Source organism: Methylocaldum sp. RMAD-M, assembly GCF_017832375.1.
GTDB lineage: Bacteria > Pseudomonadota > Gammaproteobacteria > Methylococcales > Methylococcaceae > Methylocaldum.
Genome location: NZ_JAFIBZ010000014.1, coordinates 66,785 through 91,846, shown reverse-complemented (window position 1 = coordinate 91,846; position 25,062 = coordinate 66,785). Strand labels below are relative to the sequence as shown.

Here is a 25,062-nt window from a genome sequence, read left to right as displayed (position 1 = left end):
GTTGCACTTCCCTGTCAACTAATGAACCCGTCAAGGATGTCGAAAATCGAGTCTGAGTTCAACACCGAGCCGGAACTGGGCTACAGCGGCAAAACGGTGTACTGAGGCCTTGGGCTCGGGCAAAATCGATTGCGGGGAAGGTAGTATTTCAAGAAACTTGTAAACATCACGCCTGACTAATGAGCAAACCCTCCCGTCAATTCATGCGTCAACTCACCGTTACGAACCACAGCCGCGACAGCGCCGGCCTCACCTATGTTTACCCGGTCATTTCCCGGCGCTCCGGCGGGTTATCCATAGGCATCAATCTCAATCCCAACAATGCCTGCAACTGGCGTTGCGTCTACTGTCAGGTGCCGAATCTCGCCCGCGGCGGCGCCCCCGGCATCGATGAAGACTGTCTGCGAGAAGAGCTGCTCGGACTCTTGAACGATGTCTTGCTGAGCGATTTCTATGAACGGTTTCAGATACCGAACGAACAGCGAGCCATCAAGGACATCGCCATCTCGGGAAACGGCGAACCGACCAGCTGCAAGACCTTCGACCGGATCGTCGAGTGGATCGGCGCGGTTTGCGGCGAGTTCGGCCTGCTCGGCAAGATCAAGCTCGTGCTGATCAGCAACGGCAGCCTGATGCACAGACCCGTCGTGCAGAAAGGGCTGAAACGCTGGGGCGAATTCGGGGGCGAAGTCTGGTTCAAAGTCGACAGCGCAACGGCCGAGGGCATGCTTCGGATCAACCAGGTCAACCTCGCCCCGGAGACCGTGCTCCGCAATCTGGAGATCAGCGCACGGCTTTGTCCCACCTGGATTCAAACCTGCCTATTCGCATTCGACGGCGAGCCACCTTCCGAAGCGGAACTGGACGCGTATCTGGATTTCTTGGCCGAGCTCAAACGGCGTAGCGTGCCGATCCGGGGCATCCTGCTCTACGGCCTCGCGCGGCCCTCGATGCAGGAGCAGGCGCCACGGCTCTCGGCTTTGCCGGAGGCATTTCTGGATCGAATCGCGGAGGCGATTCGAGCGCTCGACATGGCCGTCCGCGTGAACCGATGATTCGACCCGAAAGAACACTCTTTCCGCTGGCTCCCAAGCTCCCGCTTCGGAGTCTTATCCGTGAAACTCAAGCTTCTCAAAACCGCATGCGAATCGCGAAGCAGGAGCTTCTCGAACTGGGTTCCCAAACGGGAGTTTGGAAACCAGCGCAACTTCGCGGTGAGAAAGCACGGACGGTAGGATTCGGGGCACTTCGCAAACTCCCGATTGACCCGGCCGATCGCCACGGGCCGTAGAATCTTGAACACCGCAAAGAAATTTATTCCCCTCAGCGCGAAATCGTGCAGTTCCTATGTAAATCCGCCGCGACCGCCGAAAGGAAAAAGGGTAACGATCCCTGTCTCATCCATCTTCCTGACCTCCTTTTCAACTTAGGAATCCCCGCCGAGGATGTCGGAAATCGAGCCCGAGTTCACCAAGGCGGCGTCGGAAGCCCAAAACGATTGCGCAAATGGCCCGGACGGGGACAGGGCCTGATCAGGTCGCAACACTCTCCAAGACTGACGCCCACCGGCTCCGGCATCAAGCACATCCAGCACGAGAGACCTTCCGGTGCTTCGATGCCCCGCACCTTCCCGGACGCGGCGTGAGCTCGTGGCGAAACGGCTCACCCCCTTGGCGGTCTCGCCATACTCCGTCGCACCTGAAGATGAGGACGAGCTTATTGTGTCGACGGGCGCGATGTGGAATTAGACGCGACGATAAGGCTTAGCTGTCTCGCGGCTTCGCCGCCGATATCACGTTGTTGAGACTCCCCGTTCTGCAATGGACACTTACGGTACTCCAGCGTACCGACCGAGCCACGGATCGAGGCTACTTTACATGAGGGACATGTCCACTTATGCCAAGGAGCTTTCAAAATTGAGAGCGGGTGTAGCTTCACAGGTTCGTAAGTCTTCCTGTGTCGCCGGTAATCGTTTACTTACCCAACTATCCCCTGGGGAGATCGAGCGTCTGACGCCCCATCTGGAGATTACCCGAATTTCGCCGAAAACCCCGCTTTGCACGCAAGCCTATCTGTATTTTCCAACAACCGCTCTTGTCTCAATTATTTATACCCTGGCCAGCGGTTCGACCGTAGAAATCGGCGTCATAGGCAACGATGGCGTCGTGGGTTTAAACACCTTCCTGGGGGGGACGGCGCCAGGCCAGGAAGTTTGCACACTCGCCGGGGACGCATTCCGAATCAAGCTTGCCTCGCTGCATGCCGAATATTGCCGCGGCGACCTACTCCAGCGCGTGCTGTTGCGCTATAGCCAAGCCTTTCTTGCTCAGGTTGCACAAGCCGCCGTGTGCAATCGTTTCCATTCCATGGAGCAACGCCTATGCCGCTGGTTGCTCCTGCGCCTCGACCGACTCTCGTCTAACGAGATAGCCGTGACGCAGGACGGCATTGCCAACATGCTGGGCGGCCGCCGGGCGACCGTCACCGTCGCTGCGGGCCATTTGCAGGAAATGGGACTGATTGTTTGCTACCGGGGCCGAATCACGGTTTTGGACCGGTCGGGCTTGGAAGCGGCCGTTTGTGAATGCTATTGGGCCGTCAACCAGGAAGCAAAATCGCGACGGGTTGGAAACGCCATCCGTCATTAAGGAGTCGGGAACGCCGGAACAATCGGCGCCCATTAGGGGCGTGGCCCGGGCACCGCGGAAGGGGAACGGCCGGTTGCTGCGGTAGCGCGGGTACGCCAGTCCTGTTTAACCGTGCAGACAGGACTAACAGCATGCTTGCAGCGTCAAAATCATCCGTTCGATTCCGATTTTTTTTGCATTGGGTACGCCAGCGTACCGATATCTCGTTGCGGCCGAGTTAGTTTGTCAGCGCGTTCTGAAGATGCGCTGGACATTTCCTCTCCGGCGGAAGTTCAGCACCTCCAGGCTAACGCATTAGGCTCCGCCGCTAAAGGGCGCTTCGAGGGAGCTTAATTTATGGACCAAGCGCCGCAACATTTCGGAGGTTGATATGTGTACCTATGAGAATCGGACGGATGTGGCGAAGATCGAAAAACAGATTGACAGGTCTCTTCAAGACGAAGGGAAGGCAAAGGAGGTGTTGCGCGAAATTGCGCAGCTTTGCCTTGATACCAAGAGACAACCCGATTACATGTCGCAGTGGCTTTCTCTTTTGAGGAAGAAAGGAATAGACGCCAGAAAATTGGCGGGCAAGAACAATTATGTAGAAATATACCCGAGTGGAACGCACGGAAAAGGTAAAAGTGACAGGCTGCTATTCCAGGTGGAAGAAACGTGGGTAGAGGTCGTGGAAGCAGGTGAAAGCACCCATGGCGGCGCGTTGAAGCTGAGTGCCGTATCGACCATGTCCTTGGCTGAACTGGATCAAATCATCGCCGCCGGCCCCCACGCGGCTTTAGACGCAGTCCTCGCCACGGACCAATCGGCCTTCCAGGACTCCGATGGGTTGATCTCGTTCGTAAACATGTCCAGCTCTTTCGTTACCAGCAACCCGGAATACAAAACCGGACGGGAGGTCTGCGACAAAGTTTCCAACTTCTTCGCGACCCTGCGAATCAAGGTTTTCGGCTATCTACAGAAGAACCCCGGCAAGGTTCTGCCGGGAGACAGCGTGCCGAAAACGCAGTGGGACGCCGCCGTGACCCACTATATGCAATTTCTGCTGACTCAGGCCGGCGGACTCACGAATTACAGGGTCACAACGGAGACCTATTCTGTAACTCAGGTCATCACCGAGTTCAGCACCTCGCTGATCAAGCTTCTATTCGACGCGGCCGCGGCTCCCGAGAGCATCGTGAGCGATGTCGTGAAGTTTGTGCAAGGAGTCGGACAATCCCTGCGGGCGAGTTGGGACGACAAGTCCAGGCATTATGCGACCGCCTTGCTCGGTCAATGTCACGAAGCGGTTCCCGTAGATGCTTCGGACCAGACCACCGTCTACTTCCCCAAGATCAAGTACTACTACATCTCGGTCGACTCATCCCAGCATGCCTTCACGTCCAGCTGTGCAACGGTGGAAAAATTGACCTTCGACTTCAAGTACGAGTACTACGTCACCGGCTTGAAGGCATCGATATTGGACACGACCTCCGATGACTACAAGCAGTTCGTGGCGTTTCTGGACAAGGCACAAGCAGTGTCGTATCAAGACGCCAATAACAATCTCGATGCGATCCTGGATAACACGGTATCGGACGAACCGGCTACATCCCTGGAATTTTCCTCCGACCCGAGCGTGAACGTGTTCGGCGTTGACTTGACGGAATATCCCGGTGTGGCCATCAAGCCTCCCCGAACGATAGAGCGGGTATTGAACAGACACGCCCGAAGCGCATCGTAACCGGCAGGTTTCGTGAATCCGCTCTCGTATCGGAGCAATGTGCTTCTTTTAACCGCCGACCGACCGGGAAAGCTTGTTTCGCAAGAGATAGAGCCCCTAGCTGGGTAGCCCTGCCCGGCGGACTCGGCGAACGTCCGAGTTAGCGTTAAGCATCCCCGGCTTTGGCCCGGGCCATCATGGCACGTGCCTCAGCTGGGGACCTTGCCCACCATTGATTAGGAGGAAATGAGGTATGAATGCATCCTTCACACTGGCTACAAGTCGCCCGTACAGCTCTCTGTTACGGGAGGTGAGCATTCTGGGAAAGCTCTTCGCATCAAAGCAATTGGCCTTTGAGATGCAGGCGCAGACCGAATCCAACTGGTGTTGGGCCGCGACGGCAACAAGCGTGTCTCACTTTTATTGGCTCACGAGCACATGGACGCAGTGCCGCGTCGCGAGCAGCGAGTTGGGACGAAGCGATTGCTGCAACAGCACGGTCCCACCGGCGTGTAACGTTCCGTGGTATCTCGATCGGGCGCTGACGCGTACCGATAATTTTGTCAGTATGATGGGACAGGCCAGCTTTCAGCAGATACGCGATGAAATCGATGCCGGACGACCCGTCGGCGCGCGGGTTGGCTGGAACGGGGGTGGTGGCCACTTCATGGTGATCTGCGGCTATAGCCTTGTTGGCGGTGTCGAATACTTCGATATTGATGACCCGATCTACGGCAATAGCCATCTTGCCGTCTCGGAGTTCGCCAGTAACTACCAAGGCAGCGGAACTTGGACGCACACCTACTTCACCAAGAGTTACTTCAAGATGCCGATTAAATTATTGATTCCCAAAGAACCAATTCTTCGCCGGATATGGGAAGCTCGACCGCTGTTGAGCTTGAAGCAAGATATGACGTTCACCGGGGACATGCGCGATGCCTTGCAGGAAGGACGTGCCTCCCTTGGAATGGCACATCGCATCTATTCGGTCGGCTTGGATTCATTGGTCGCCGATCGAGCTCCGGCACCCCACGCGATCGGTATTCGTGTCTATGAAATATCCGGCGACACGCCACAGGCTTTCTTCGATGTCAGCGAAGAGGAACAACCACGCCTGCTGCAGATGTCCGCATCGAAGAACCATCTGGAACCCTTCGCGCGTGGCATGGCGGAAGCGCTGGCAACGGTTAAACAGATCGGCGAGGAATGTGAACTGAGAATGTTCCGTGTGCCTGCTCTCAATTTCGAGGCGCTATGGATTAATTGTGAAGATGAAACCAAGGACGTGCTCGTGCCCTTGCGCGCCGTCGGCCGATTGGCCTCTTACAAGGCGGTGCCTCTGGACGACGCGTTCGATGCCCTGCGGGAGGCGGCACGTCCATTGGCGCAAATGGACGAGACGATGGGCGCCTGATCGCATGCGGTAAACGATCGCGGAAATCGCATTCGGTACATCGCTATCTCCGTAACCAAGCCGGGGCCTTCGCGGAATCCGGCCCAATTGATCGGTCGGCGACCCCAGCCTTCGATTATCGGGCCGTTTTCCCGTGGGCTCGTGGCTTTGCCGCATCAACTCGGCAAGGAGCGAATGATCGCCGGCGCCCTGCTCTTCACTATCCGGTCCGGAGCAGTAGCCCTTCTCCAACGCCGAGCCGTTTCGGCGAAGAGTAAATCCATATTTCGGTGCCGTCGTCGGCGATCGCCGAGGCGGCGCCGTCCTCTTCGAGGGTCGGGTAATACCGCTCCAGCTCCGGAGGCGGTTGCCACCAATAACCGAGGAGGACGGCGAATTCCCGGCGGTTCCGGAGGGGATCGCGGACGGGATAGCTGCCGGGTTCCGGGTGCAGCGGTACGGTGCCGTCTTTCACGGCCTGCCGGGCGATGGCCTCGACTGCGGCGGCATCGGGGCCGGACAATTCGCGACCGGTCAGCTAAAGGTCGATCTCGCCAAGCCAGAACATCTTCTGACGGAATCCGGAGTCGGTTATCGGCTGCCGGTGTCGGCCGGCCGACTGCGCTCTACTGATGGCGGCTGACGCATCAATCAAACTGTCGGAGTTCGATTCGCGCGTAAGAGTTGGTTTCCGACGGAGGTAGCTGTGGGAGCGGGCTTTAGCCCGCGATCGAGCGATTTATCGCAGGCTAAAGCCCGCTCCCACACTAGGCCATTTGCAATCGATCCTTACGTCCGAATGGAAACGGCTCCAATCGTAGGGTGGGTTAGCGAAGCGTAACCCACCGATTCGAAGTCGCTTCTGACGGAATCCGGAGTCGGTTATCGGCTGAAGATCTCGGCCGGTCGGCCCCGCTCCGGGGACGGCGAGAGCATTCTTCTGCTTATTGGAGGGCCCCCAGCGGGTCTGTCGGCAAGGGATTGCCGACCTACAAAACCGGGCCACCAAGTAGGTCGGGAATCCTTTCCCGACGGCTTCATCGGCAAGGGATTGCCGACCTACGACTCCCACGTGTCCCAAAAGCACCCCGGAATGAAGAGGGAATCCCGGCAACCCCGCGAAATTGCCGGGTTTCGTTGCTCAAGCCAGACTACACATTTGGGCGGCTGGATATTCAACCCGCCAACTCCGAGTATCTCGCCAGAATATATGCCACACACGCCGTCAGCTTCTTCGCGTACGGAATATGCAAAAACTCGTTCGGCCCGTGGGCGTTGCTCTTGGGGCCCAGAACGCCGGTGATCAGGAATTGCGCGTCCGGGAATTGCTCGCCGAGCATGCCCATGAAGGGAATGCTGCCGCCCAGCCCCAGATAAGCCGCATCGTGGCCGTAGAAGGTTTGCGAGGCCTCGCTCGTGGCCCGCTCCAGCCATGGCGCCAGGGCCGGGGCGTCCCAGCCGGTTCCGGCCTGCTCGAATTCGACGGAAATCTCGGCGCCGTAAGGCGGCTCGGCGGTCAGCACGCGCCGGATGACGTCCTGGGCCTTCAAGCTGTCCACCGTCGGCGGCAGGCGGAAGGACAGCTTGAAAGCGGTGTGCGCGCGCAGCACGTTGCCGGCCGATTGCAGCGGCGGCATGCCGCCCTGCCCGACTACCGAAAGCGTCGGACGCCAGGTACTGTTGAGCAGCAGTTCGGCCGGATCGTCGCTCACCGGACGGAGCGTCGGCACCGCGCTGAAACTTTCGAGCAGGCCGCCGCCCAGTATCGCCGCCGCCGCTTTCGCCTGTTCCCGCCGTTGAACCGGAATCTCCGCCTTGAGTTCCGGCAGGCGAATGTCGCCGGTCGCCGCGTCTTCCAGGCGGTCCAGCAACTGGCGCATGATCCGCATGGACGAAGGGACGATGCCGCTGGCGATGCCCGAATGGGCGGATTCCGTCAGCACCTTCACGTCGACGATACAGCTCACCAGGCCGCGCAGCGAGGTGGTCGACCAAAGCCGCTCGTAGTCGCCGGCCCCGGAATCGAGCGCGATCACCAGCTCCGGCTTGCCGATCAGATGGGCATAACGCTCGAGATAAGGCGGCAAATCGGGCGATCCGCTTTCTTCCGAGAACTCGATCAGAATCGCGATGCGAGGGCGCTTTCGCCCTTCCAGCGCTTTCAAGGCGGCAACCGCGGCAAACAGCGCATAACCGTCGTCCGCGCCGCCCCGCCCGTAGAGCTTGTCGTCCTTGAGTACCGGCGTCCACGGCCCGAAACCGTCGTGCCAGCCTTCCATTTCCGGCTGCTTGTCCAGATGGCCGTAGATCAGCACGGTTTTGTCCAGATTGCCCGGAATCTCCAGGAGCAGCAGCGGCGTCCGGCCGGGAATGCTGAGATCGTGCAGGGTCCAGCCCGGAACAGGATGCGCGTTCAGCCAGTCCACCGCCAGCCGGCGCACCCGTTCCATGTGGCCGTTCGCCTGCCAGTCAGGATCGAACGCAACCGACAGATTGGGGATCTTGATGTAATCGATGAGCGTCGGCAGGATCTCTCGGTCCCAAAATTCATCGATGGATTGCCGCAGTGCGTCAGGGTGAATGGTCATCGGTATGTCTTCTCGCAGGGTCGTCAATCGAAAAAGTCTGTCATAGCGGCAAACGGTCCGTCCACCACGGCGGCCAAGATGGACTGTACCCTTAGAGTCCCGCCTCGGCGCCGGTCAGCTTTCGCCAAAGCCAGCTGCTGGCTACCTCCGTGCCGAACAAAACATAATTCAGGACATTGAGATTGCGGAGTATCGACTGCTGGTCCGGAATGGCCGACGACATCCCGGCAAACAGGATGCTGTCGCCCTCGCGCAGCATGAGCTCCGGCGCAGGAATCTCGATGTCCTCGGCGCTCCGCACCACCATCAACGGGATACAGGGCAGCTGCCGATTCCGGTCGACGGGATCGCGCATCACGCTATCCAAAGTGATGGTCGAGCGATGGATCGTCTCGGCAATGGCCGGGGCCAGCCGAGAATCGAGGGTCACGCTCCAGACGGCGGGAACGAGCGTCCCGGTGACGGCGGAAATCCGGGCGATGACATCGTCGGCCCAGGCATCGTCCTTGCGCTTCACGATCGCGAGAAAGCGCGACAGCAGCGGCGTCGTCAGGATCGCCAGGCATTCGTGCGCGATGATTTCGCTCGGAACCACCGTGAAATCGGAATCGAAAGCCGTGAACAATTCGCGGTTTGCCTGCAAGTTTTGCCTGAGCACCACGAATAGATTGGGGTTGAGCTCGCGCGCCGTGACCACAATCGACAAGTTGTTGATGTCGTCGTCGGTACCGGCGACGATGCCCACCGCTCCGTTCACCCCGGCCTCGCACAGCGTCTCGGCGCGGGTGCCCACGCCGAGAACCCAGGGCAGAGCCGTTTCGCGGCTGGGCGGCTTCGGGTCGATCAGGGTTACGTCCAACTGTTCGTGCGTGATATGACGAACGATCGCCTGCCCGAATCGCCCGTAGCCGCACACCAGCCAATTCCCGCGGGGCGGCACCCGCTCGGCGGCCAGTTCCGTGCCCGGCAGCCCTGTCAGCCATTCGAGCAGTCGGTAGGAGCCGGGAGACCGTATCGCCAGCGCGAGATATTCCGCGAATTTCTCGAACGGATCGATGATGTGCCGAGTACCGAAGGATGCCATATTGGCGGCCACGTCGACCGTCGTCGCCCGGCACAATGCGGGAATCTCCGGATTCAACAGCCGTACCGCGATGGCGACGGCGAGATTGGCGGAGTCGTCGTTGGTGAGGGCGATGACGCCCACGCAGTTCGGGTGGGTCAAGCCGGCCATGATCAAATTGTTCGGCAGCCGGGCATCTCCGGCCAGGCCTGGCGCATCGAATAGATAATCCTGCAAATCGAGTTCGTCGATACGCTCGGGATCGATGTCGATCACCACGAACGGGATGTTCAGATAATCCAGCGAACGGGCCAGCAACTGGCCGGTTTCACCGTAACCGCAAATCAGATAGAAAGGTTCTCCCAGCCTTCTTACCGAACGGGCGAAGCGTTGTCCGGTCAGCGCCTGTTTGAAACCGCGGTCCTGAATCACGGCAAACAGCTTGCTGATGACGTAGGCCCAGCCGATCACGGACAGGAAAATGCAGAAAATGACCCACAGTCGCTGGGCATCGGTGAAGGTGTAGGGAATTTCGCCGAAGCCTATGGTCGTTGCCGTGTAACTGATGAAATAAAGCGCATGGAAGAAATCCATCCGCCAGGGATTTCCTTGCGCATCGACACCGGGAATCAGCACCAGCCCGCCGACCGAGATCGCGAAGATCGCGATCAAAAAGATCAGCGGCGCCCGCATGTGGCGGAGCGCGACAAAAAAGGCGGTGTTTATCGGGCTTGTATTCATCGGCGCAGCATTACCGTCTCGGCGATCAGCATCGTCACCGAAATGAGATTGGCGAGCATCGCACCGCCGGCAAGCGAAACCACGCTGGCCATGGCTCCGGGCGTCAGCCCCTCGGCCGACATATAAACCGCATAGCCCCAGTCCACGGCCGCGGCGATCAACTGAAGGTCGGCCACCAGGCTGGTGGCCAGATGAATCGCGCCGATCTGCGTGCGATCGCCGAACTTGAGCACGGTGGCGATCAGATTCACCACGATGGCGGCGAACAACTCGGAGACATGATGAAGATGAGGCTTGTCGATTTCGCCGACGAAGAAGCCAAAGTTGAGCGTGGCGGCGAGAACGATGAAGAAACCAAAGACGACTTTTTCCAGATTCATGCAACTCCTCTCAGTGAATAAGCGGATACGTCCGCACTCGGGGCATTCTCCTCAGGCTTAGGCCGCCGGATTCAACATATTCCCCTTATGCCAGGTTTGCAACGTGTGCGGCCGGGGTGATTCCAAGGGTAATGAAAAGCATTGCTCGCCGGTCACGAATCGCATGCAGTAACGGTTGACGGTTCGCGACCCGGTTGGCTATAACCTTCCAAAACCCGCGCAGGAGCCGCCATGACCGAGCGCTTCGTCCTCGATACCAGCGTTTTCACCAATCCCGACATCTACACCCAATTCGGCGTCGATTCGCCGAGCGCCATACTCGGCTTTCTCGAACTGGTCCGCCAGACGTCCGTCGAATGTTTCATGCCGCGCTCGGTGTACGACGAGCTCCGCCTCATGAAAAACATGGGCGAACTGCCGCCGGCTTTCGAGGCCAGCGTACGCATCCGCTCGCCGCGCAAGTTCAACTTGCAGATTCCCGCCCAGATCGTTTACGAACTCATCGAAGAAGTGCGCAAGCGCATCGACCGCGGCCAGCACATCGCCGAGGAATACGCCAAGGCCGCCCGGGAAACCGGCGAAATCCAGGACGCGGGACGGGTCATCAACCGGCTCAGGGAGCGTTACCGGGAAGCGCTGCGGCAGGGCATCATCGACAGCCGCGAAGACATGGACGTGCTGCTGCTGGCGTACGAATTGGACGGCGTCCTGATATCCGCCGACGAGGGACTTCGGAAATGGGCCGACAAGGTCGGCGTAAAAATCCTGATGCCGGAAAACCTCCGCAGCGTTCTGGAAACGCTAATCGAACACCACTTTCCCGGCCAGCCAGTCGCTCAATAGACCGTTCAGCGACGGGTAGATCCGGTCGAACTCCAGCAGCCAGAATCCACCCTCCGGCTTCAACTCCCGCTGGACGACCTGAACGTGGCCCGAGGCCCGTTTCAGATATTTGATCAAGCGGCGGGCGTTTTCCGGATCGCGGAAACGGCAGCGGAAGCGGTGGGAAACCCGGCCTTCGCTGCGGTGCTGCCGGATGGCTTCCTGCAAACCGTCCAGGAATGCCGCCCCGGCGCGCCGGTTCAAATCGTCGAATCCTTCCAGCTCCTGCTCGTCGACAAAGAATGCCAGTCTCAGAATTCGGCTGGTGAAATATTCCGGCGACAAATCCAGAAGGCTGTAGACGCTGGTTCGGATGTCCGAAAGATTGGCGCTGCCGGTGACATGCTTGGTGCGCCGCTGGCGGGGCGAATCCTCCTTGAACACGGCGCCTTCGCGGCCTTCCTCGTCGAGCCGCTTCAGGATGTCCGAAATGGGTTTTAAATCGCCGGTTTCGAAGCGTCCGAAGATCTCGACCGACGGCAAGACATGCCGGCGGATCAGCTCCATTTTCTCGTCCTGGGGCAGAAAGCGGGGGTTGTTCCGCCGCATCAGGTCGAACACGAACAGCCTCACGTCTTCCGAAATGAACGGCGGCGCGCTCTCTATATAGGGATTGTCCGGCCCCGCGACCTCGGCGCACAGCACCAAATCCGGCTGATCATCGAAAATCGCTGTGTCCAGCAGATCGGGCAAGCGATCGGTGGTAAAGGGGCAAACGTAACCGCCGCGGGTCAGAGCGATGAGGCTATTCTGGATTCGGGTCACACGGATATTGAAACCGTCGATTTTCTCCTCCATCCAGAAAGGACCGGAAAGCTGCTTGGCGAGCCCGGTTCGCAGCGCGAGCAACCGCCCGATGGCCGGATAGCCGTAAACGGTTCCTTCGTCGAAGATGACGGTGCCGCGCGCAATATCCTCGAAATCGTGAACGAATCGGACATGGCGCAAACCGCCGCTTTCGGCATCGGCTGCCTTGCCCGATTGCACGGCCTTTCGAATCCGTTCGGCGTCGATTGCGGGTTTTGAAATCACGAGTAATAAGCTCCAGGAGATCGATACCTTGAATAAATAGACCTCTGGGATGGCCGAGGCAACCCGTTTGAATCCGGCTCGCTTTATGAAAGCAATTGTCAAACGCCCCATTCCTGGACTAACGTGAGGAAATTAAATTCATTCTTCTGAAACACCATGTCCAAGACCGATTCTCGACCGTCGATTCAGACTCAAGTCAACGAAAACATCCAGGAAGAAGCGCTCAAGGTCGCCAAAAGCATCCAGAAGCCGGGACAGACCAAGGAACAAACCAAGCTGATCGCGCAAGGCATCGCCAAGGGCATAGAGCTTTACAAGAAACAGCAGAGCGCCAAGGCCCGGGAACGGGATAAAGTGCGCAAGAAAGCGCTCAAACTCAAACAGGTCGAGTCAACCGGCCAACAGCGAGAGGAGGATGAAGCGGATTTCACGTTGGACCTCGCTGAATCGGGTATCAGCGGAATGCTGCTCCTCGGCGGAGGAGTCTTCGCCGTTATGGCCGGCATCCTCGCCGTATCGCTTGTCGCCGGATGGCCGGCCAGCCTTGGTCCTTTCACCCTGCCCGTCTGGGCGTCCCTGGCCGCCGTCATAGCGTTTGCCGGGTTTTCCGGGTGGTTCTTCTATAAGGCCATTCGGCTGAATCACGGTCAATGAAACTGCTGGCACTCCTGTCCACCCTATTTCTCGCAGGATGCGCCGGTATCCCCAAAGGCGTTTCGCCCGTTCATGGCTTTGAACTGAGCCGGTATCTCGGCGCCTGGTACGAAATCGCGCGCCTCGACCACTCGTTCGAACGGGGCCTGACCCGCGTCACCGCGACTTATGGCCTACGGGAGGACGGCGGCATAAAGGTGGTCAACCGGGGCTTCGACTCCCGAAAGCAGGAATGGCGGGAAGCGACAGGCAAAGCCTATTTCGTGGAAAGTCCGGACATCGGCCGGCTGAAGGTTTCGTTTTTCGGGCCCTTTTACGGCGGCTATAACATTATCGATCTGGACAAGGAGAACTACTCCTATGCCCTCGTTTCCGGCCCCACCCGATCGTATTTGTGGATATTGGCGAGAGAGAAGACACTGGAATCCTCTGTACTACACCACCTGGTCACGAAAGCCAAAGCGCTCGGATTTGCGACCGATCGTCTGATCTACGTCGACCACAGCGAGAAGTAACCGGCATATCCGCCAATCGGCCGAGTCAACGATCGGTCATACAGCCGGCTCAGGCGGCCCGGACGTCCGCTTGCCTGACAAGCCCTTTTGGGATATATACCCTTCCGTCGCGTTCCTTTCTTCGAAGGAACCGCTAGTTCTTGCTCAACAGCAATCGAAGGAAACTCAGGGAGGGTATCGATGAAGTCTCAAAAATCCATCTCGCGCATTGCGATTTCCATGGCTTCCGCTTTGATCCTTTATAGTGGTCATGGTTGGGCCGGCACCACAGACATGACTGAGGGCGTTCAAGGCTCCAACACCTCGAATACCGGCGTAATGATCTACAAGATGGGACGGATCGTCGACGATTCCGATTTCGTGGATGTCACTTCCCAGATACCGGCGCTAGGCGGAACGGTGTTGAAGGGCAATCCGACCATCAAGATGCGGTTCGACGCGCCGCCTCCTCCGGACGACACTACCGTGCACGGGGTTTTCGAGCAGATCGGACAAGCCAGGATCCGGATCGTCTTTCCGTTCGACGAGCACATGCAAGTCATTCACGGGGTGCTCAAAATCACAGATTCAGCGGGAACAATCACTTATCTGACACCCGGCGACTCGTATTTCATCGCGCAAGGAAGCGAAGTCTTGTGGGAAACCCTGACGCCGCTTTTTCAGAAATCCTTCCATGACTATACCCATCACTGAGCCATTCCGGTGACGGATCATTACCAACCCATCAGCTGTGATTTCCACGACGAACTGGAAACGCTCGCGGTGAGACGCCGTACGTGCCCGATCACTTATCGGGACGCGTCCGGCGATCCCGTTACCGTCGAGGACCGAGTCGAGGATATTTACGCCAGGGACAAGGAGGAATTCCTGAAGTTGAAGAGCGGGTTGGAGATTCGCTTGGACCGCCTGATCGAAGTCGATGGAAAGCGGCTGAGAGCCGATTAGAGGGACAGGCGTCGGCGAAGGATGCCGGCCTCGAGTTGGACGGAAAACACGATTACGCCTCATGTTTCCGGCGTAGGCGTAGGATGGGTAGAGCGAAGCGAAACCCATCGATGGTGGGTAGAACGAAGCGAAGCCCACCGGTTCCGCGGCCTTGCCTGGTGGGTTACGGCGCGCAGAAACACAGAGGGAACTTTGCGGACTCGGCGTGATGCGCGCCTAACCCACCCTACAACGCTACAACGCCATCGTTTTCCGGTGTGGCGGGATATTGTTGACAGACAAATCCCGGCGGCTACTCGATCAAGAAATCCCGCATCATGCCCATGTCCTCGTGTTCGAGGTTATGGCAGTGATACATGAACACGCCCTTGTAGTGGTGGAACGGCTTGATCATGCGCACGGTCTCGCCAGGCATGACCAACACGGTATCCTTCCAGCCGCTACTGACCAAACCGTCTTTTACCGTCGCATAGCTGTCCGCTCTCTCGACGGCTACGGTGCGGCTGATGATCTGGAATTGGTCGCCGTGCAGGTGGATGGGGTGCGCCATGGAAAACATCATCCCCATGCCACCCCTCATGCCCATACCGCCCATGCCCTGCCCTTCTTCCTGGGCCTCGCTTCCGTGGCCGCCCATCATTCCCATCATGCGGCCTCGCATACCGTGGCCCATACCGCCCATGCCGTGTCCGCCGCCGCTAGTATGGAAAATTTCCATGAGCTGCACGGTATCGAGCGGAATCCGCTCGAACGGCTGAATATCGTCGAAGGCATAGGAGCGGCCGTTGAGCAGCATCGCCATCGGAGACTCAGAAATGGCGATCGGCACGGGCTTGCTGGGGTTGGCGACATCGTCCAGCGTATAGCGGTCGATCTTCGACAGCCGGCTCGGCAGCTTCGGGCTCTCGCCGGTCTCGCGGGTGACGCGGATCTTGAACAGGGGATAATCGCTGCCGACGGGCAAGGCCATGGCGCCCATCATGCCCATTCCTCCCATCATGCCGCCCATGCCTCCCCTTCCGCCGCGCCCCCCCATGTGCTCGGCCATCATCGGCAGCACGCCGGAGAACGGCAGGCTGCGCATCGTCAACTCAGTGCCCTTGGGCCGGCCGCTGAAATCCGCCCAGACATCGAGGCGCTCCCCGGGTGCCAGCATCACGTAAGGGAAAGTTTCCGGGGACTCCAGGAGTCCGCCGTCGACGCCGATCACGGTCACCGGCGTGCCGTCGCTCCAGCCGAGTTTGTAAATACGGGCATTGGAGCCGTTGAGGAAACGGAGACGGTAGGCGCGGCTGGCCACTTCGAACTCGGCATTCGGCTGGCCGTTGACCAGGATGCGGTCGCCGTAGAATCCCATCATGCGATCGTGCATGTGCGGACCGTAAATCAACTGGTTTTGGGCATTGAACCGGCGATCCTGAAGGACGATGGGTATCTCGTACTCGCCGGAAGGCAATTCGAGTCTCGCCTCCTCTTCGTCGTTTATGATCAAGCCGCCGGCAAGACCGTAGTACACCTGCTTCGCGGTAATTTCGTGCGGATGTGGATGATAGATATTGAGGCTCGCCCGGTTGATCACTTCGAATTCATACACGAAGGTCTCGCCCGGATCGATGATGTACATCGGATGGCCATCCATCAGCGCGGGGACGTGGAGTCCGTGCCAATGGGTGATAGTGGGTTCCATCAGGTCGTTGCGGAAATGAATGCGGACTTTCTGGCCCTTTTGCAAGCGGATGATCGGTCCGAGATAGCAACTGGGCAGCTCGGTCAGCGTATCCTTCGGGCCACTCAGCAACTTGGCGGTATAGTGCTGCACCCGGGTCGCCTGTCCCGGCAGAATGGATATGGAGCCCTGGCGGGCAGCCAATTCGATCTCGACATCGGGCTTGAAGGCGGGAGACGCCCGATTGGGCGTCAATTTGGGCATGCCGTGCATCTCCATGGCACGCACCCATGCCGGCATGCTCGCTGCGGCTAATAAACCGACACCGGTTTGAAAAATGAAGCGGCGGCGCGAACGATCGACTGGATCTTGCATAAGCTCTCCTCGAATCTGTCGTTATGGTCGCAGACGGCTCAGCCGCATCTTTTGGGGTTGTTCACCTCGACCGGCGAGCGCCTGGAATAAATAGATCTCTTCCTCCTGGAAACCGAATGATCGCGCAGTCCTGCCGACCGGTACTATGATACGCCTAGGACAGGAGCGACAGCATAATAATTCAATGATTTTCTTATGGACAGATTGCCGCAGCCCCGTCTTGAAAGACGGATTTCGCCGATCCGTAGCCAGAATTTTTGAACCTCGCGATATCTCGGCGAGCCTGAATCACGCAACGACTTTGCAAAACGTTTGTCGGTAATTTCTATGGAGAGCAAACGGCGAAGATCTTTCATCCACCACGTGCAGAGAAACATTCTCGCGGGGCTGGTCGTCCTTACCCCGATACTGCTCACCTGGCTCGTTTTCGACTTCATCCTGGCAAAGCTGATCGCCTTCGGGCGACCTTGGATACCGGCCTTGTATAGAGCCATTTATACATTTTCTCCCAAGCTGGCGGATTTGATGCTCAACGGCTGGATCGATTCGGTGCTCGCCCTGCTGATCACCCTCGTCTTGCTCTTCATGCTGGGCTGGCTGACGAGCCGGGTGGTCGGTCGGCAGATTCTGATCGGGTTTGAATTGTTGCTGGAAAAAATCCCGGTACTGAAAGCCATCTACGGCTCCACCAAGCGGCTGCTACTCGCCTTTCAAGCGCAACCGGAGCAGATCCAAAGGGTCGTGCTGATCAATTATCCCACCGAGAAAATGCGGGCCGTGGCCTTTGTGACACGCATCGTCCGGGATACCGAAACCGGCGAGGAACTGGCGGTGGTTTATATGCCCACCGCTCCGAATCCGACGTCCGGTTATATGGAAATCGTGCCCTTTTCCCAGGTGACGCCCACCGATTGGACCGTGGAAGAAGGCATGCAATTCGTCATATCGTGCGGGACCAGCACCCGCGAGCATGTCGGCTTTTCGGACGCCCAACGCCGCGGACAAGACGGCAGCGAAATGCCGATGAAAGAACCAACTAGTCGATCGGGGTGAGATTTGCGCGTTCCGATGCTTTATCCCGCCCGAAACTGTCAAAGAGTTTATCGACGGCCGGACCAACCGAACGGAGCATTACCATGGGAGCACGAACAGCTTTGCGCCTCGGGCGCGTGGCAGGCATCGAAATCCTGGTTGACTGGAGCCTGCTGATCATCTTCTCGCTCATTACCTTAAGTCTCGGGGCCGGCTTGTTTCCGGCTTGGCATCCGGACTGGGGCCCGCTGCTGATTTGGGGAACCGCAATCGCCGCGGCCTTGCTGTTCTTCGGGTCGGTGCTTTTGCATGAACTTTCCCATGCCATAGTTGGCCGAGCCAACGGTATTCCGATTCCGCGCATTACCTTGTTCATGTTCGGCGGGATGGCGCATATGGAGAAAGAACCTCCCTCATGGCGCGCCGAGTTGTACATGGCAGCCGTGGGGCCGATCACCAGCCTCGTGCTCGGATTCGTTTTTCTGGGACTGGCCAAGATGGTTATCGGTCCCATGGAGATCGATCCCGACAACCCGCAGCAATCGTTCGCGACTTTGGGGCCTACCGTCAGCCTGCTCATGTGGCTGGGCCCCATCAACATCATTCTCGGCCTGTTCAATCTGGTTCCCGGCTTTCCGCTCGACGGCGGGCGGATTCTTCGTGCCGCGCTGTGGGGCGCGACCGGCGATTTGCTCACCGCTACGCGCCGCGCCTCGGCGGTCGGGCAAGGGTTTGCCTGGGTGTTGATGGGGTCCGGCTTTCTCATGATCCTGGGATTGCGCGTACCGATATTCGGGGCCGGTTTCATCAATGGCTTGTGGCTCGCCTTGATCGGCTGGTTCCTCAACAATGCGGCCGTCATGAGCTACCGCCAGTTGCTCGTTCACCAATGGCTCGAGGACGTGCCCGTCCTGCGCATCATGCACACCCGGTTCGAGCGGGTGGCGCCGCAGTTATCTCTTCAGGCATTGGTGGACGAACACCTGATGCCGAGCGGACAACGCGCTTTTCCGGTCGAGGAGCGCGGCCAGTTCATCGGAATGATCTGCCTTCGCGATCTGCCGAAGCGCCCGCGCGACGCGTGGAGGACCACGACTGTCGGCGACATCATGACGCCGAGACACGAATTGGTGACTCTTTCTCCCGAGCAGGACGCAGCCGCCGCGCTGGACCTTTTCGGCAAGCGTGACGTGAATCAGCTGCCGGTGCTGAAAAACGGGCAGCTCCTCGGATTCGTCCGGCGCGAAGATATTTTGAAATGGCTATCGCTTCATGCCGGCCTGACTGTCACTGAAGGCGGCCGGCCTGCTTCGCGGCCTCTCGGCTGACGGAAACCGCCCATCGGCGGGCAAGGCTCGGGATTTACTGTCTGCGAACCGGTTCGGCTGCAAGCCGGGACCCGAGGGCGTGGTAATACCCTTTCAGCAGCAGCGGCGCGAAGATGGTGGTGAAGGCGATGACGATGATCAAGGCGGCATAGATCTCGTTGCTCAAGATGTTCGATGTCCGCCCCAGCTCGGCAAAGATGAGCCCTACCTCGCCGCGCGGAATCATCGCCAGCCCGACGGCAAAACGAGTCACCCAGCGTTCGCTGATGAACAGCGCGCTGAACAGCTTGCCCGCTATTGCGGTACCGATCAGGGATAGCGAAAACACCCAAATGAAGGGGGACGTCCAATCGATGGTTCGGAGATTCAGCGATAGCCCGACCATCACGAAGAAAATCGGCACGAACAGATAAATGATGGGGCGCATCTGATTGTCGATGCGCTCGGCGAATTCGGTACCGGCATGCACGGCCAGACCGAACGGCAGGAAAAATCTCCGGGAAAGGGCGAGTCCTGCCGCAAATCCCCCGAGAAGTTCGGGCGCGCCGATCTCGTGGGATAGCCAGGCGAAAAAAAGGACCAAGGACACAACGGTCGTGGGAATCAGTCCCGGCGTCTGGCTGAACTCGTCGAAGCGCCTGATCTCCAGCGATATGAGCTTGGCGAAAATCGGAGCCAGCAGGAAGAATACGGCGATGAACAGCAGCACCCGGCCGGCGTTCATATAACTGATACCGCCGCCGATGGAAAACTCATAAAGAATCGCGAGCAGCACCACCCCCAGAATGTCGTCGATTACTGCGGCCCCTAGCACCAGTTGAGCTTCGTGAGAGTGCCTCTGATGCAGGTCGGTCAAAACCCGTATCGTGATGCCGATGCTGGTGGCGGTCAGGGTTCCGCCGATGAAAAGGGATTCGAGCAACGGGCGTTCGAAGACTTCATAGCTCACCAAGAAGCCGAATGCGAACGGCAAGGCGAAGCCGCTGACCGCCACGATCGAGGATTTGAAGCCGGCGCGCGCCAACTGGCGGATGTCGGTTTCGAGCCCCGCTTCGAACAACAGCAAAATGATACCGATCTCGGCCAGCATGCGGATGGTCTGGCTCGGTTCGATCCAGCCCAGCACCGTAGGCCCCAAAACGACTCCGGCCATGAGTTCTCCGACCACCGGGGGCACCCGCGCCAGCGCCGCCAGCTCGGCGAACATGCGCGCGCTCAAGAGAATGATCAGAAGATTGAGGAAGAATCCGTGTACCGGGTATTCCATAGGACATATTCTCCCGATGTGGCGATTCGGCGAACTCGTATGGGGAAACGCCTAGAGAACCGGAAAAACGTATCGTCGGTCAAGTCCCGCACGCTTTCAATCATCGTTCTCTGGACTCAGCATGATACCGGCTTAATGTACCACTAGCGTGACAACCACCTTGCACAGCACGACCAAAATGGCCGATGATTAGACTATCCCACCCCGGGTGCACTATTAGCGCAAAACCCCCTCAACCTCGTCGGTTCGGAACGACCTGGAAGAGGCGATTTTCGCGCACTTAGGGCACTCGCGTTCGCCAAGTTGCCATCAACGCGGTCGCACATCTACCAATCCATATCGAGCAAGATTCACGATTGTACTTATGGGGTCAAAATTTCCTTTCATCGAACGGGTTTTGCATAACCGCTTCGTTCGGCAGTTACTCGCCAGCGCACTGGATCTGGTGCCCATCGTGGTGGTCATCCTGTTTTTTCAAATCCTGGTAATCCAGCAGCCGATTCCCGAGGCCGGACGGTTCGTTGCAGGCATGCTGCTGGTCGTTTTGGGGCTGACCTTTTTTATGCAGGGCTTGAAGCTGGGGCTGTTTCCGCTGGGCGAAAGCATGGCCCATGCGTTCGTCCGCAAGGGCAGCCTATTTTGGATACTGGTATTCGCTTTCGCACTGGGATTCGGCGCCACCGTAGCCGAACCGGCACTTATCGCCGTCGCCGACGAAGCAGCCCGCATCGCCGCCGACGACGGCGCGATTACAGCTTCGGTAGAGGCCCGCAAATCATACGCACTGGGTCTTCGCCTTACCGTCGCCACGGCGGTGGGATTCGCGCTGATCGTCAGCACGATCCGCATCATCCGCGGCTGGCCGCTTCCTTATGTGATCGTCGGCGGCTACGCTGGCGTAGGCATCATGACGATCTTCGCGCCGCCGGAAATCATCGGCATCGCCTACGATTCCGGCGGCGTGACCACCTCGACCATCACCGTGCCCCTGGTGACTGCGTTGGGCGTTGGACTCTCGTCCTCCATTCCTGGGCGTAATCCCGTGAGCGATGGCTTCGGACTGCTCGCCCTCGCCGCCTTGATGTCCATGATCTTCGTCATGGGATACGGGATATTTGCATGAACGAGTGGCTGCACGAATTCGGAAATATATTGTTGGAGACCCTGCGCGCCGTATCCCCGATCATCGGTTTGCTGGTGCTCTTCCAACTGCTGGTCATCAGAAAACCCTTGCCTCACCCGGGCCGGATTCTCGTGGGCTTTTTGTACGTCCTGCTAGGCGTTGCCCTATTTCTGGTAGGACTCAAAATGGCCCTGTTTCCGATCGGCGATCTGATGGCTCAACAGCTGACCGCGCCGGATTTTCTCGGTATCGAGCCCGATCCTGATCGTGTCCATTGGTATAACTATATCTGGGTCTATCTGTTTGCCGGCTGCATCGGATTCGCCGCGGCCATGGCCGAACCCACCCTCATCGCCGTTGCGGTCAAGGTATCGGAGGTTTCGGCCGGAAGCATCAGAGCCCTGCCGCTCCGTCTCGCGGTCGCCCTCGGCGTAGGCGGCGGACTGGCGCTAGGCACGTTCAGGATCGTTACCGGCGCACCGCTGTACACCTACATCCTTACGGGGTACGCCATCGTAGCCATTCAGACCGTTTTCGCCCCCAAGGTCATCGCCGGGCTCGCGTACGACGCCGGCAATGTGGCCTCGTCGACGGTAACGGTACCCATCGTGACGGCACTCGGATTGGGTCTGGCCGCCGCCGTTCCCGGCCGCAATCCCTTGCTGGACGGATTCGGCCTGATTGCGTTCACTTGTCTAATTCCTATAATCAACGTGCTTGGTTACGGCCAGATCGCCATGTGGTTGAGTCGGCGCAATCAAGCGGCCAACAACGACTAAGGTAGCCTCATATGCGCTTCAAACTGATCATCGCCTTCGTGGAAGACGATAAAACCGAGCTCATCCTGAAAACCGCTCGTGCACATGGCGCTACCGGCGCCACCGTCATCGCCAATGCCCGCGGCGAAGGACTCAAGCGAACGAAAACGTTTTTCGGACTGAGCCTGGAAAGCCAAAGGGACGTGCTGTTGTTCCTGGTAGAGGAGCATCTGACTCGACATATCCTGGAAGCCATCGGCCGTGCGGGCAAGTTCGACGAAAAGCCCGGCACCGGAATCGCGCTTCAGATCGATGTGGAAGACGCCGTAGGGATCACGCATCAAATGGAAAAATTAGCCCCCATCGTCGAGGAGGAACTTTAATGGAAAAGAAGCCCATTATCCGGGTCCGGGACGTTATGAAGACCGATTTCGGAACGATCGACGGCATCGCCACCATCAGCGAAGCCTTGAAGAAAATGAAATCGATGAGAACCTCGGTGCTGGTGGTCAACAAGCGGCACGATGACGACGAATACGGCTTGATCACCGCCGGGGACATTGCTCGGCACGTATTGGCGAAAGATCGCGCGCCCGATCGGGTCAACGTCTACGAAATCATGAGCAAGCCGGTGATTTCGGTGCACCCCGACATGGATATCCGGTACTGCTCGCGCCTGTTCGCAAATCACAATCTCGTACGCGCCCCGGTGCTGGACGGCCGCAACGTCGTGGGCATGATAAGTCCCAACACGCTCGTGCTGGACGGGCTTTATCAGATCGTTTGAGGGCCGTTTCCGTCCGTTCCGCCGATGCCCAAATCAGGCAAGGTGAGCCACGGCACTTTTTTGAGCCACTGCTATACTTTTTCGATACGGCATCGAAAAGTTATCCACTGTCAAGACTTGACAGGATTTTGAACAAGCAGCGCTTAGTTAAGGCGATACCGTAAATTATCAATTCATCATTTCGTAATAAATCATCTTCGCAAAATCAATAGTTTACGATTTTAATCCGTCCAACAACCGGGCCTGAAAAAAACCTGGCCAGACTAACGTAAGGCCCGAAAATATCAGGTGCCGCCGCTTTCATCCCCATATTTATCCACAAGGTTGTCCACGAAATCTGTGGACAGGCGACCAGGTTTGTTTGGCTGACTTAGATAAGAACATCTCCCGATCGCGAGAGCCGGTTTATTTTAGTCGTAGGTCGGCAATCCCTTGCCGACCTACGACTGCCCTTCCCCAAGAGGTTTTCGTTGAATCGGTGCGGGATCAGTGTCCTCCACCGGTTTCCTGATCCGTCGACACTTTCCTGACCAGAGGCATCAACAAGAGGGAGGCGAAAAAGATAGCCCCCAGCAGATGGAATAAATCGTTGGCGGCCATGACCTCGGCTTCTCGTATCACCCACCGGGAAAGCTGTTTGAGCGCCGCTTTTTCGCTGTCCGGCAAGGGAAATCCGGCCATTTGCGCCTGCAGCTTAGCGATCAAGGCTTCTGCCTCCCGCGAACCCCCGGTCACGGATTCTCGCAACGCAGCGTAATGCTCCTTGATATAGCGCGTTTTCAAGGAACTGGCGACAGCGATGCCGATAGCTCCGCCCAGATTGCGCATCAGATTGAACAGCCCGCTAGCGTTCTTGACCTCGTCCGGCGGCAAGGTACCGAGGGCCAAACCGCTGATCGGCAAGAAACAGAACATCAAGGCGAAGCCTTCCACGGCTTGCGGCCAGAAGAATTCCCAATAGCCGGCGTCGGCGGTCAGACTGCCGTTCATCCAGGCGCCGGTTCCGTAGAGCGCCAGTCCGCCGGCCAGCATCAGGCGCGAATCCAGCACCTTGGATAACGGGCCGGCGAAGAAGGCGGATACGAATTGAAATAAGCCCGTCACCATGACGTATTGACCGATCTGCAGACTGTTCAGCCCCTTGACTCCGGCCAGATACACCGGGATCAGATAAATCATGGTGTAGAGGCCGATGCCGAGGATGAAGCTGAACGCGCAGCCGACAGCGAAATTGCGGTTGCGAAACGCCCAAAGGTCGACGATAGGGTGTTCGAGCGTCAGTTCCCGGTAAAACATCGCGACGCCGCCCGCCGCGGCAAGACAAGCGAAAAACACGATCTCGCCGCTTTCGAACCAGTCTTTCCGAGTCCCCTCTTCCAGCACGAATTGCAGGCTGCCAAGGAAAACCACGATGTACAAAATGCCGCGGAAATCGATCCGATTCAGCAAGTCCCATTCGGGCTCGTCAATCCGCAGGAACAGCCAGGTTCCTAGGCAGACCAGCAAGCCGGGCAAGAGATTGATCAGAAACAGCGCCTTCCAGGATACCGTCTCGGTGAGATAGCCGCCGAGTACCGGGCCCGCGGTGGGCGCGACGGTAACCACCAGCCCCACCAGGATGGTGATCGCCGGTTGCAGGCGGGGCGGAAACAAGGTGTAGATCACCGCGAATATCGACGGGATCATGGCTCCGCCGAACAACCCCTGCAAGGCTCGGAACGCCACCATCGAGGGCAGATCCCAGGCCAGCGCGCAGCATAGGCTCATCAAGGTGAAGCCGCCGCAGGCGAGAACGAACAGATAACGGGTCGATAAGGCCCGGCCCAACCACCCGGACAAGGGAATGATCACCACTTCGGCGACCAGATAGGCGGTTTGTACCCAGCCGATCTCGTCCCGCGTCGCCGAAAGACCCGCCTGAATCTGCTCCAGAGAACTGGCGACGATCTGAATATCAAGGACCGCCATGAATACTCCGAAGATCATGGCGGTAAAACCGATCCATTCGGACGGGCTGACCTCTCTTTCCCGGATCTCCGGACTTTCGCTTACGTGCTCCGGCTCGCTCCCGGCAGTGTCGAGACGGATTTTCTCCGCTGCGCTTGCCGCCATGACGCGCTATCGAACTCGAGTCCTGATCAGGGTAGACGAACCGCGCTTCGATGCGCCGAATCGGCATTGAAAAA

At 58.3% G+C, this 25,062-nt stretch carries 23 protein-coding genes; 15 read left to right on the top strand and 8 right to left on the bottom strand.

Annotated elements, in window-relative coordinates; all coding sequences use genetic code 11:
• Window positions 1–179: 179 nt before the first annotated feature.
• The 4 genes from JOD69_RS14565 to JOD69_RS14550 all read left to right on the top strand — a co-directional run bounded on the left by JOD69_RS14565 (window position 180) and on the right by JOD69_RS14550 (window position 5,761).
• Window positions 180–1,055 (top strand): radical SAM protein, encoded by an 876-nt coding sequence (locus JOD69_RS14565; RefSeq protein WP_245245609.1) that lies wholly within the window; start codon window positions 180–182, stop codon window positions 1,053–1,055.
• 822 nt (window positions 1,056–1,877) lie between these two features.
• A complete protein-coding gene (locus JOD69_RS14560) occupies window positions 1,878–2,648 on the top strand; it encodes a helix-turn-helix domain-containing protein (RefSeq protein WP_210024015.1) in 771 nt (256 codons plus the stop codon).
• A 370-nt stretch (window positions 2,649–3,018) separates the two neighbouring features.
• Window positions 3,019–4,368: a hypothetical protein gene (locus JOD69_RS14555; RefSeq protein WP_210024014.1), complete on the top strand. Its 1,350-nt coding sequence runs from the start codon at window positions 3,019–3,021 to the stop codon at window positions 4,366–4,368.
• Window positions 4,369–4,600: 232 nt separating this feature from the next.
• A complete protein-coding gene (locus tag JOD69_RS14550; RefSeq protein WP_210024013.1) occupies window positions 4,601–5,761 on the top strand; it encodes a papain-like cysteine protease family protein in 1,161 nt (386 codons plus the stop codon).
• Between the two features lie 199 nt (window positions 5,762–5,960).
• On the opposite strand, the gene JOD69_RS14545 is transcribed toward JOD69_RS14550, so the two are convergent.
• The 4 genes from JOD69_RS14545 to JOD69_RS14530 all read right to left on the bottom strand — a co-directional run bounded on the left by JOD69_RS14545 (window position 5,961) and on the right by JOD69_RS14530 (window position 10,512).
• A complete protein-coding gene (locus tag JOD69_RS14545; protein WP_077729436.1) occupies window positions 5,961–6,263 on the bottom strand; it encodes a hypothetical protein in 303 nt (100 codons plus the stop codon).
• Between the two features lie 652 nt (window positions 6,264–6,915).
• Window positions 6,916–8,328 (bottom strand): M20/M25/M40 family metallo-hydrolase, encoded by a 1,413-nt coding sequence (locus tag JOD69_RS14540; protein WP_210024012.1) that lies wholly within the window; start codon window positions 8,326–8,328, stop codon window positions 6,916–6,918.
• Between the two features lie 91 nt (window positions 8,329–8,419).
• On the bottom strand, window positions 8,420–10,132 hold the full coding sequence (locus JOD69_RS14535) for a potassium channel protein (RefSeq protein ID WP_210024011.1): 1,713 nt from the start codon (window positions 10,130–10,132) through the stop codon (window positions 8,420–8,422).
• Window positions 10,129–10,512, bottom strand: a complete 384-nt coding sequence (locus JOD69_RS14530; protein ID WP_077729431.1) for a DUF6394 family protein — start codon at window positions 10,510–10,512, stop codon at window positions 10,129–10,131. Before JOD69_RS14530 ends, JOD69_RS14535 begins: the two co-directional genes overlap by 4 nt.
• 231 nt (window positions 10,513–10,743) lie before the next feature.
• Here JOD69_RS14530 and JOD69_RS14525 point away from each other — a divergent pair, with 231 nt between their 5' ends.
• Complete coding sequence (locus JOD69_RS14525) at window positions 10,744–11,355, top strand: RNA ligase partner protein (protein ID WP_077729430.1); 612 nt, start codon at window positions 10,744–10,746, stop codon at window positions 11,353–11,355.
• Here JOD69_RS14525 and JOD69_RS14520 read toward each other — a convergent pair.
• On the bottom strand, window positions 11,314–12,426 hold the full coding sequence (locus tag JOD69_RS14520; protein WP_210024010.1) for an RNA ligase: 1,113 nt from the start codon (window positions 12,424–12,426) through the stop codon (window positions 11,314–11,316). The two genes, JOD69_RS14525 and JOD69_RS14520, sit on opposite strands and share 42 nt — an antisense overlap.
• 156 nt (window positions 12,427–12,582) lie before the next feature.
• Here JOD69_RS14520 and JOD69_RS14515 point away from each other — a divergent pair, with 156 nt between their 5' ends.
• The 4 genes from JOD69_RS14515 (at window position 12,583) to JOD69_RS14500 (ending at window position 14,540) form a co-directional block, all read left to right on the top strand.
• Window positions 12,583–13,080 carry a DUF2956 domain-containing protein gene (locus JOD69_RS14515; RefSeq protein WP_210024009.1) on the top strand — a complete coding sequence of 166 codons (498 nt, stop codon included), beginning with the start codon at window positions 12,583–12,585 and terminating at the stop codon, window positions 13,078–13,080.
• A complete protein-coding gene (locus JOD69_RS14510) occupies window positions 13,077–13,595 on the top strand; it encodes a lipocalin family protein (RefSeq protein ID WP_210024008.1) in 519 nt (172 codons plus the stop codon). Before JOD69_RS14515 ends, JOD69_RS14510 begins: the two co-directional genes overlap by 4 nt.
• 180 nt (window positions 13,596–13,775) lie before the next feature.
• Window positions 13,776–14,288 (top strand): cupin domain-containing protein, encoded by a 513-nt coding sequence (locus JOD69_RS14505; protein WP_086134295.1) that lies wholly within the window; start codon window positions 13,776–13,778, stop codon window positions 14,286–14,288.
• Window positions 14,289–14,297: 9 nt separating this feature from the next.
• Entirely contained in the window at window positions 14,298–14,540 is a 243-nt protein-coding gene (locus tag JOD69_RS14500) for a hypothetical protein (protein ID WP_210024007.1), read from the top strand.
• A 292-nt stretch (window positions 14,541–14,832) separates the two neighbouring features.
• On the opposite strand, the gene JOD69_RS14495 is transcribed toward JOD69_RS14500, so the two are convergent.
• The gene (locus JOD69_RS14495) at window positions 14,833–16,581 is read right to left on the bottom strand and encodes a multicopper oxidase domain-containing protein (RefSeq protein WP_210024006.1); all 1,749 of its coding nucleotides are present in this window, start codon (window positions 16,579–16,581) and stop codon (window positions 14,833–14,835) included.
• A 363-nt stretch (window positions 16,582–16,944) separates the two neighbouring features.
• On the opposite strand from JOD69_RS14495, the gene JOD69_RS14490 reads away from it, so the two are divergent.
• Window positions 16,945–17,634, top strand: a complete 690-nt coding sequence (locus JOD69_RS14490) for a DUF502 domain-containing protein (protein ID WP_210024005.1) — start codon at window positions 16,945–16,947, stop codon at window positions 17,632–17,634.
• An 83-nt stretch (window positions 17,635–17,717) separates the two neighbouring features.
• Window positions 17,718–18,941: a site-2 protease family protein gene (locus JOD69_RS14485; RefSeq protein ID WP_077729420.1), complete on the top strand. Its 1,224-nt coding sequence runs from the start codon at window positions 17,718–17,720 to the stop codon at window positions 18,939–18,941.
• Window positions 18,942–18,975: 34 nt separating this feature from the next.
• Here JOD69_RS14485 and JOD69_RS14480 read toward each other — a convergent pair whose 3' ends face one another.
• Complete coding sequence (locus JOD69_RS14480) at window positions 18,976–20,208, bottom strand: cation:proton antiporter (RefSeq protein ID WP_086134292.1); 1,233 nt, start codon at window positions 20,206–20,208, stop codon at window positions 18,976–18,978.
• 364 nt (window positions 20,209–20,572) lie between these two features.
• Between JOD69_RS14480 and JOD69_RS14475 the strand changes: the two genes are divergently transcribed.
• From JOD69_RS14475 to JOD69_RS14460, 4 genes are read left to right on the top strand one after another with little or no spacing between them, the layout of a single operon-like run.
• Window positions 20,573–21,331 (top strand): DUF1538 domain-containing protein, encoded by a 759-nt coding sequence (locus tag JOD69_RS14475; RefSeq protein ID WP_077729418.1) that lies wholly within the window; start codon window positions 20,573–20,575, stop codon window positions 21,329–21,331.
• Window positions 21,328–22,110: a DUF1538 domain-containing protein gene (locus JOD69_RS14470; RefSeq protein WP_077729417.1), complete on the top strand. Its 783-nt coding sequence runs from the start codon at window positions 21,328–21,330 to the stop codon at window positions 22,108–22,110. The genes JOD69_RS14475 and JOD69_RS14470 overlap by 4 nt, the downstream gene beginning before the upstream one ends.
• An 11-nt stretch (window positions 22,111–22,121) precedes the next feature.
• The gene (locus tag JOD69_RS14465; RefSeq protein WP_077729416.1) at window positions 22,122–22,472 is read left to right on the top strand and encodes a P-II family nitrogen regulator; all 351 of its coding nucleotides are present in this window, start codon (window positions 22,122–22,124) and stop codon (window positions 22,470–22,472) included.
• Window positions 22,472–22,876 carry a CBS domain-containing protein gene (locus JOD69_RS14460; protein ID WP_086134291.1) on the top strand — a complete coding sequence of 135 codons (405 nt, stop codon included), beginning with the start codon at window positions 22,472–22,474 and terminating at the stop codon, window positions 22,874–22,876. The genes JOD69_RS14465 and JOD69_RS14460 overlap by 1 nt, the downstream gene beginning before the upstream one ends.
• Window positions 22,877–23,362: 486 nt before the next feature.
• Here JOD69_RS14460 and JOD69_RS14455 read toward each other — a convergent pair whose 3' ends face one another.
• Window positions 23,363–24,988, bottom strand: a complete 1,626-nt coding sequence (locus tag JOD69_RS14455; RefSeq protein WP_086134290.1) for a DHA2 family efflux MFS transporter permease subunit — start codon at window positions 24,986–24,988, stop codon at window positions 23,363–23,365.
• Window positions 24,989–25,062: the final 74 nt, after the last annotated feature.

Excerpts from the sequence above, each read along its gene's own strand:
- JOD69_RS14565 (WP_245245609.1), top strand. The coding sequence starts at position 180 with ATGAGCAAACCCTCCCGTCAATTCATGCGTCAACTCACCGTTACGAAC.
- JOD69_RS14560 (WP_210024015.1), top strand. The coding sequence starts at position 1,878 with ATGAGGGACATGTCCACTTATGCCAAGGAGCTTTCAAAATTGAGAGCG.
- JOD69_RS14555 (WP_210024014.1), top strand. The coding sequence starts at position 3,019 with ATGTGTACCTATGAGAATCGGACGGATGTGGCGAAGATCGAAAAACAG.
- JOD69_RS14550 (WP_210024013.1), top strand. The coding sequence starts at position 4,601 with ATGAATGCATCCTTCACACTGGCTACAAGTCGCCCGTACAGCTCTCTG.
- JOD69_RS14540 (WP_210024012.1), bottom strand. The coding sequence starts at position 8,328 with ATGACCATTCACCCTGACGCACTGCGGCAATCCATCGATGAATTTTGG.
- JOD69_RS14535 (WP_210024011.1), bottom strand. The coding sequence starts at position 10,132 with ATGAATACAAGCCCGATAAACACCGCCTTTTTTGTCGCGCTCCGCCAC.
- JOD69_RS14530 (WP_077729431.1), bottom strand. The coding sequence starts at position 10,512 with ATGAATCTGGAAAAAGTCGTCTTTGGTTTCTTCATCGTTCTCGCCGCC.
- JOD69_RS14525 (WP_077729430.1), top strand. The coding sequence starts at position 10,744 with ATGACCGAGCGCTTCGTCCTCGATACCAGCGTTTTCACCAATCCCGAC.
- JOD69_RS14515 (WP_210024009.1), top strand. The coding sequence starts at position 12,583 with ATGTCCAAGACCGATTCTCGACCGTCGATTCAGACTCAAGTCAACGAA.
- JOD69_RS14510 (WP_210024008.1), top strand. The coding sequence starts at position 13,077 with ATGAAACTGCTGGCACTCCTGTCCACCCTATTTCTCGCAGGATGCGCC.
- JOD69_RS14505 (WP_086134295.1), top strand. The coding sequence starts at position 13,776 with ATGAAGTCTCAAAAATCCATCTCGCGCATTGCGATTTCCATGGCTTCC.
- JOD69_RS14495 (WP_210024006.1), bottom strand. The coding sequence starts at position 16,581 with ATGCAAGATCCAGTCGATCGTTCGCGCCGCCGCTTCATTTTTCAAACC.
- JOD69_RS14485 (WP_077729420.1), top strand. The coding sequence starts at position 17,718 with ATGGGAGCACGAACAGCTTTGCGCCTCGGGCGCGTGGCAGGCATCGAA.
- JOD69_RS14480 (WP_086134292.1), bottom strand. The coding sequence starts at position 20,208 with ATGGAATACCCGGTACACGGATTCTTCCTCAATCTTCTGATCATTCTC.
- JOD69_RS14475 (WP_077729418.1), top strand. The coding sequence starts at position 20,573 with ATGGGGTCAAAATTTCCTTTCATCGAACGGGTTTTGCATAACCGCTTC.
- JOD69_RS14470 (WP_077729417.1), top strand. The coding sequence starts at position 21,328 with ATGAACGAGTGGCTGCACGAATTCGGAAATATATTGTTGGAGACCCTG.
- JOD69_RS14465 (WP_077729416.1), top strand. The coding sequence starts at position 22,122 with ATGCGCTTCAAACTGATCATCGCCTTCGTGGAAGACGATAAAACCGAG.
- JOD69_RS14460 (WP_086134291.1), top strand. The coding sequence starts at position 22,472 with ATGGAAAAGAAGCCCATTATCCGGGTCCGGGACGTTATGAAGACCGAT.
- JOD69_RS14455 (WP_086134290.1), bottom strand. The coding sequence starts at position 24,988 with ATGGCGGCAAGCGCAGCGGAGAAAATCCGTCTCGACACTGCCGGGAGC.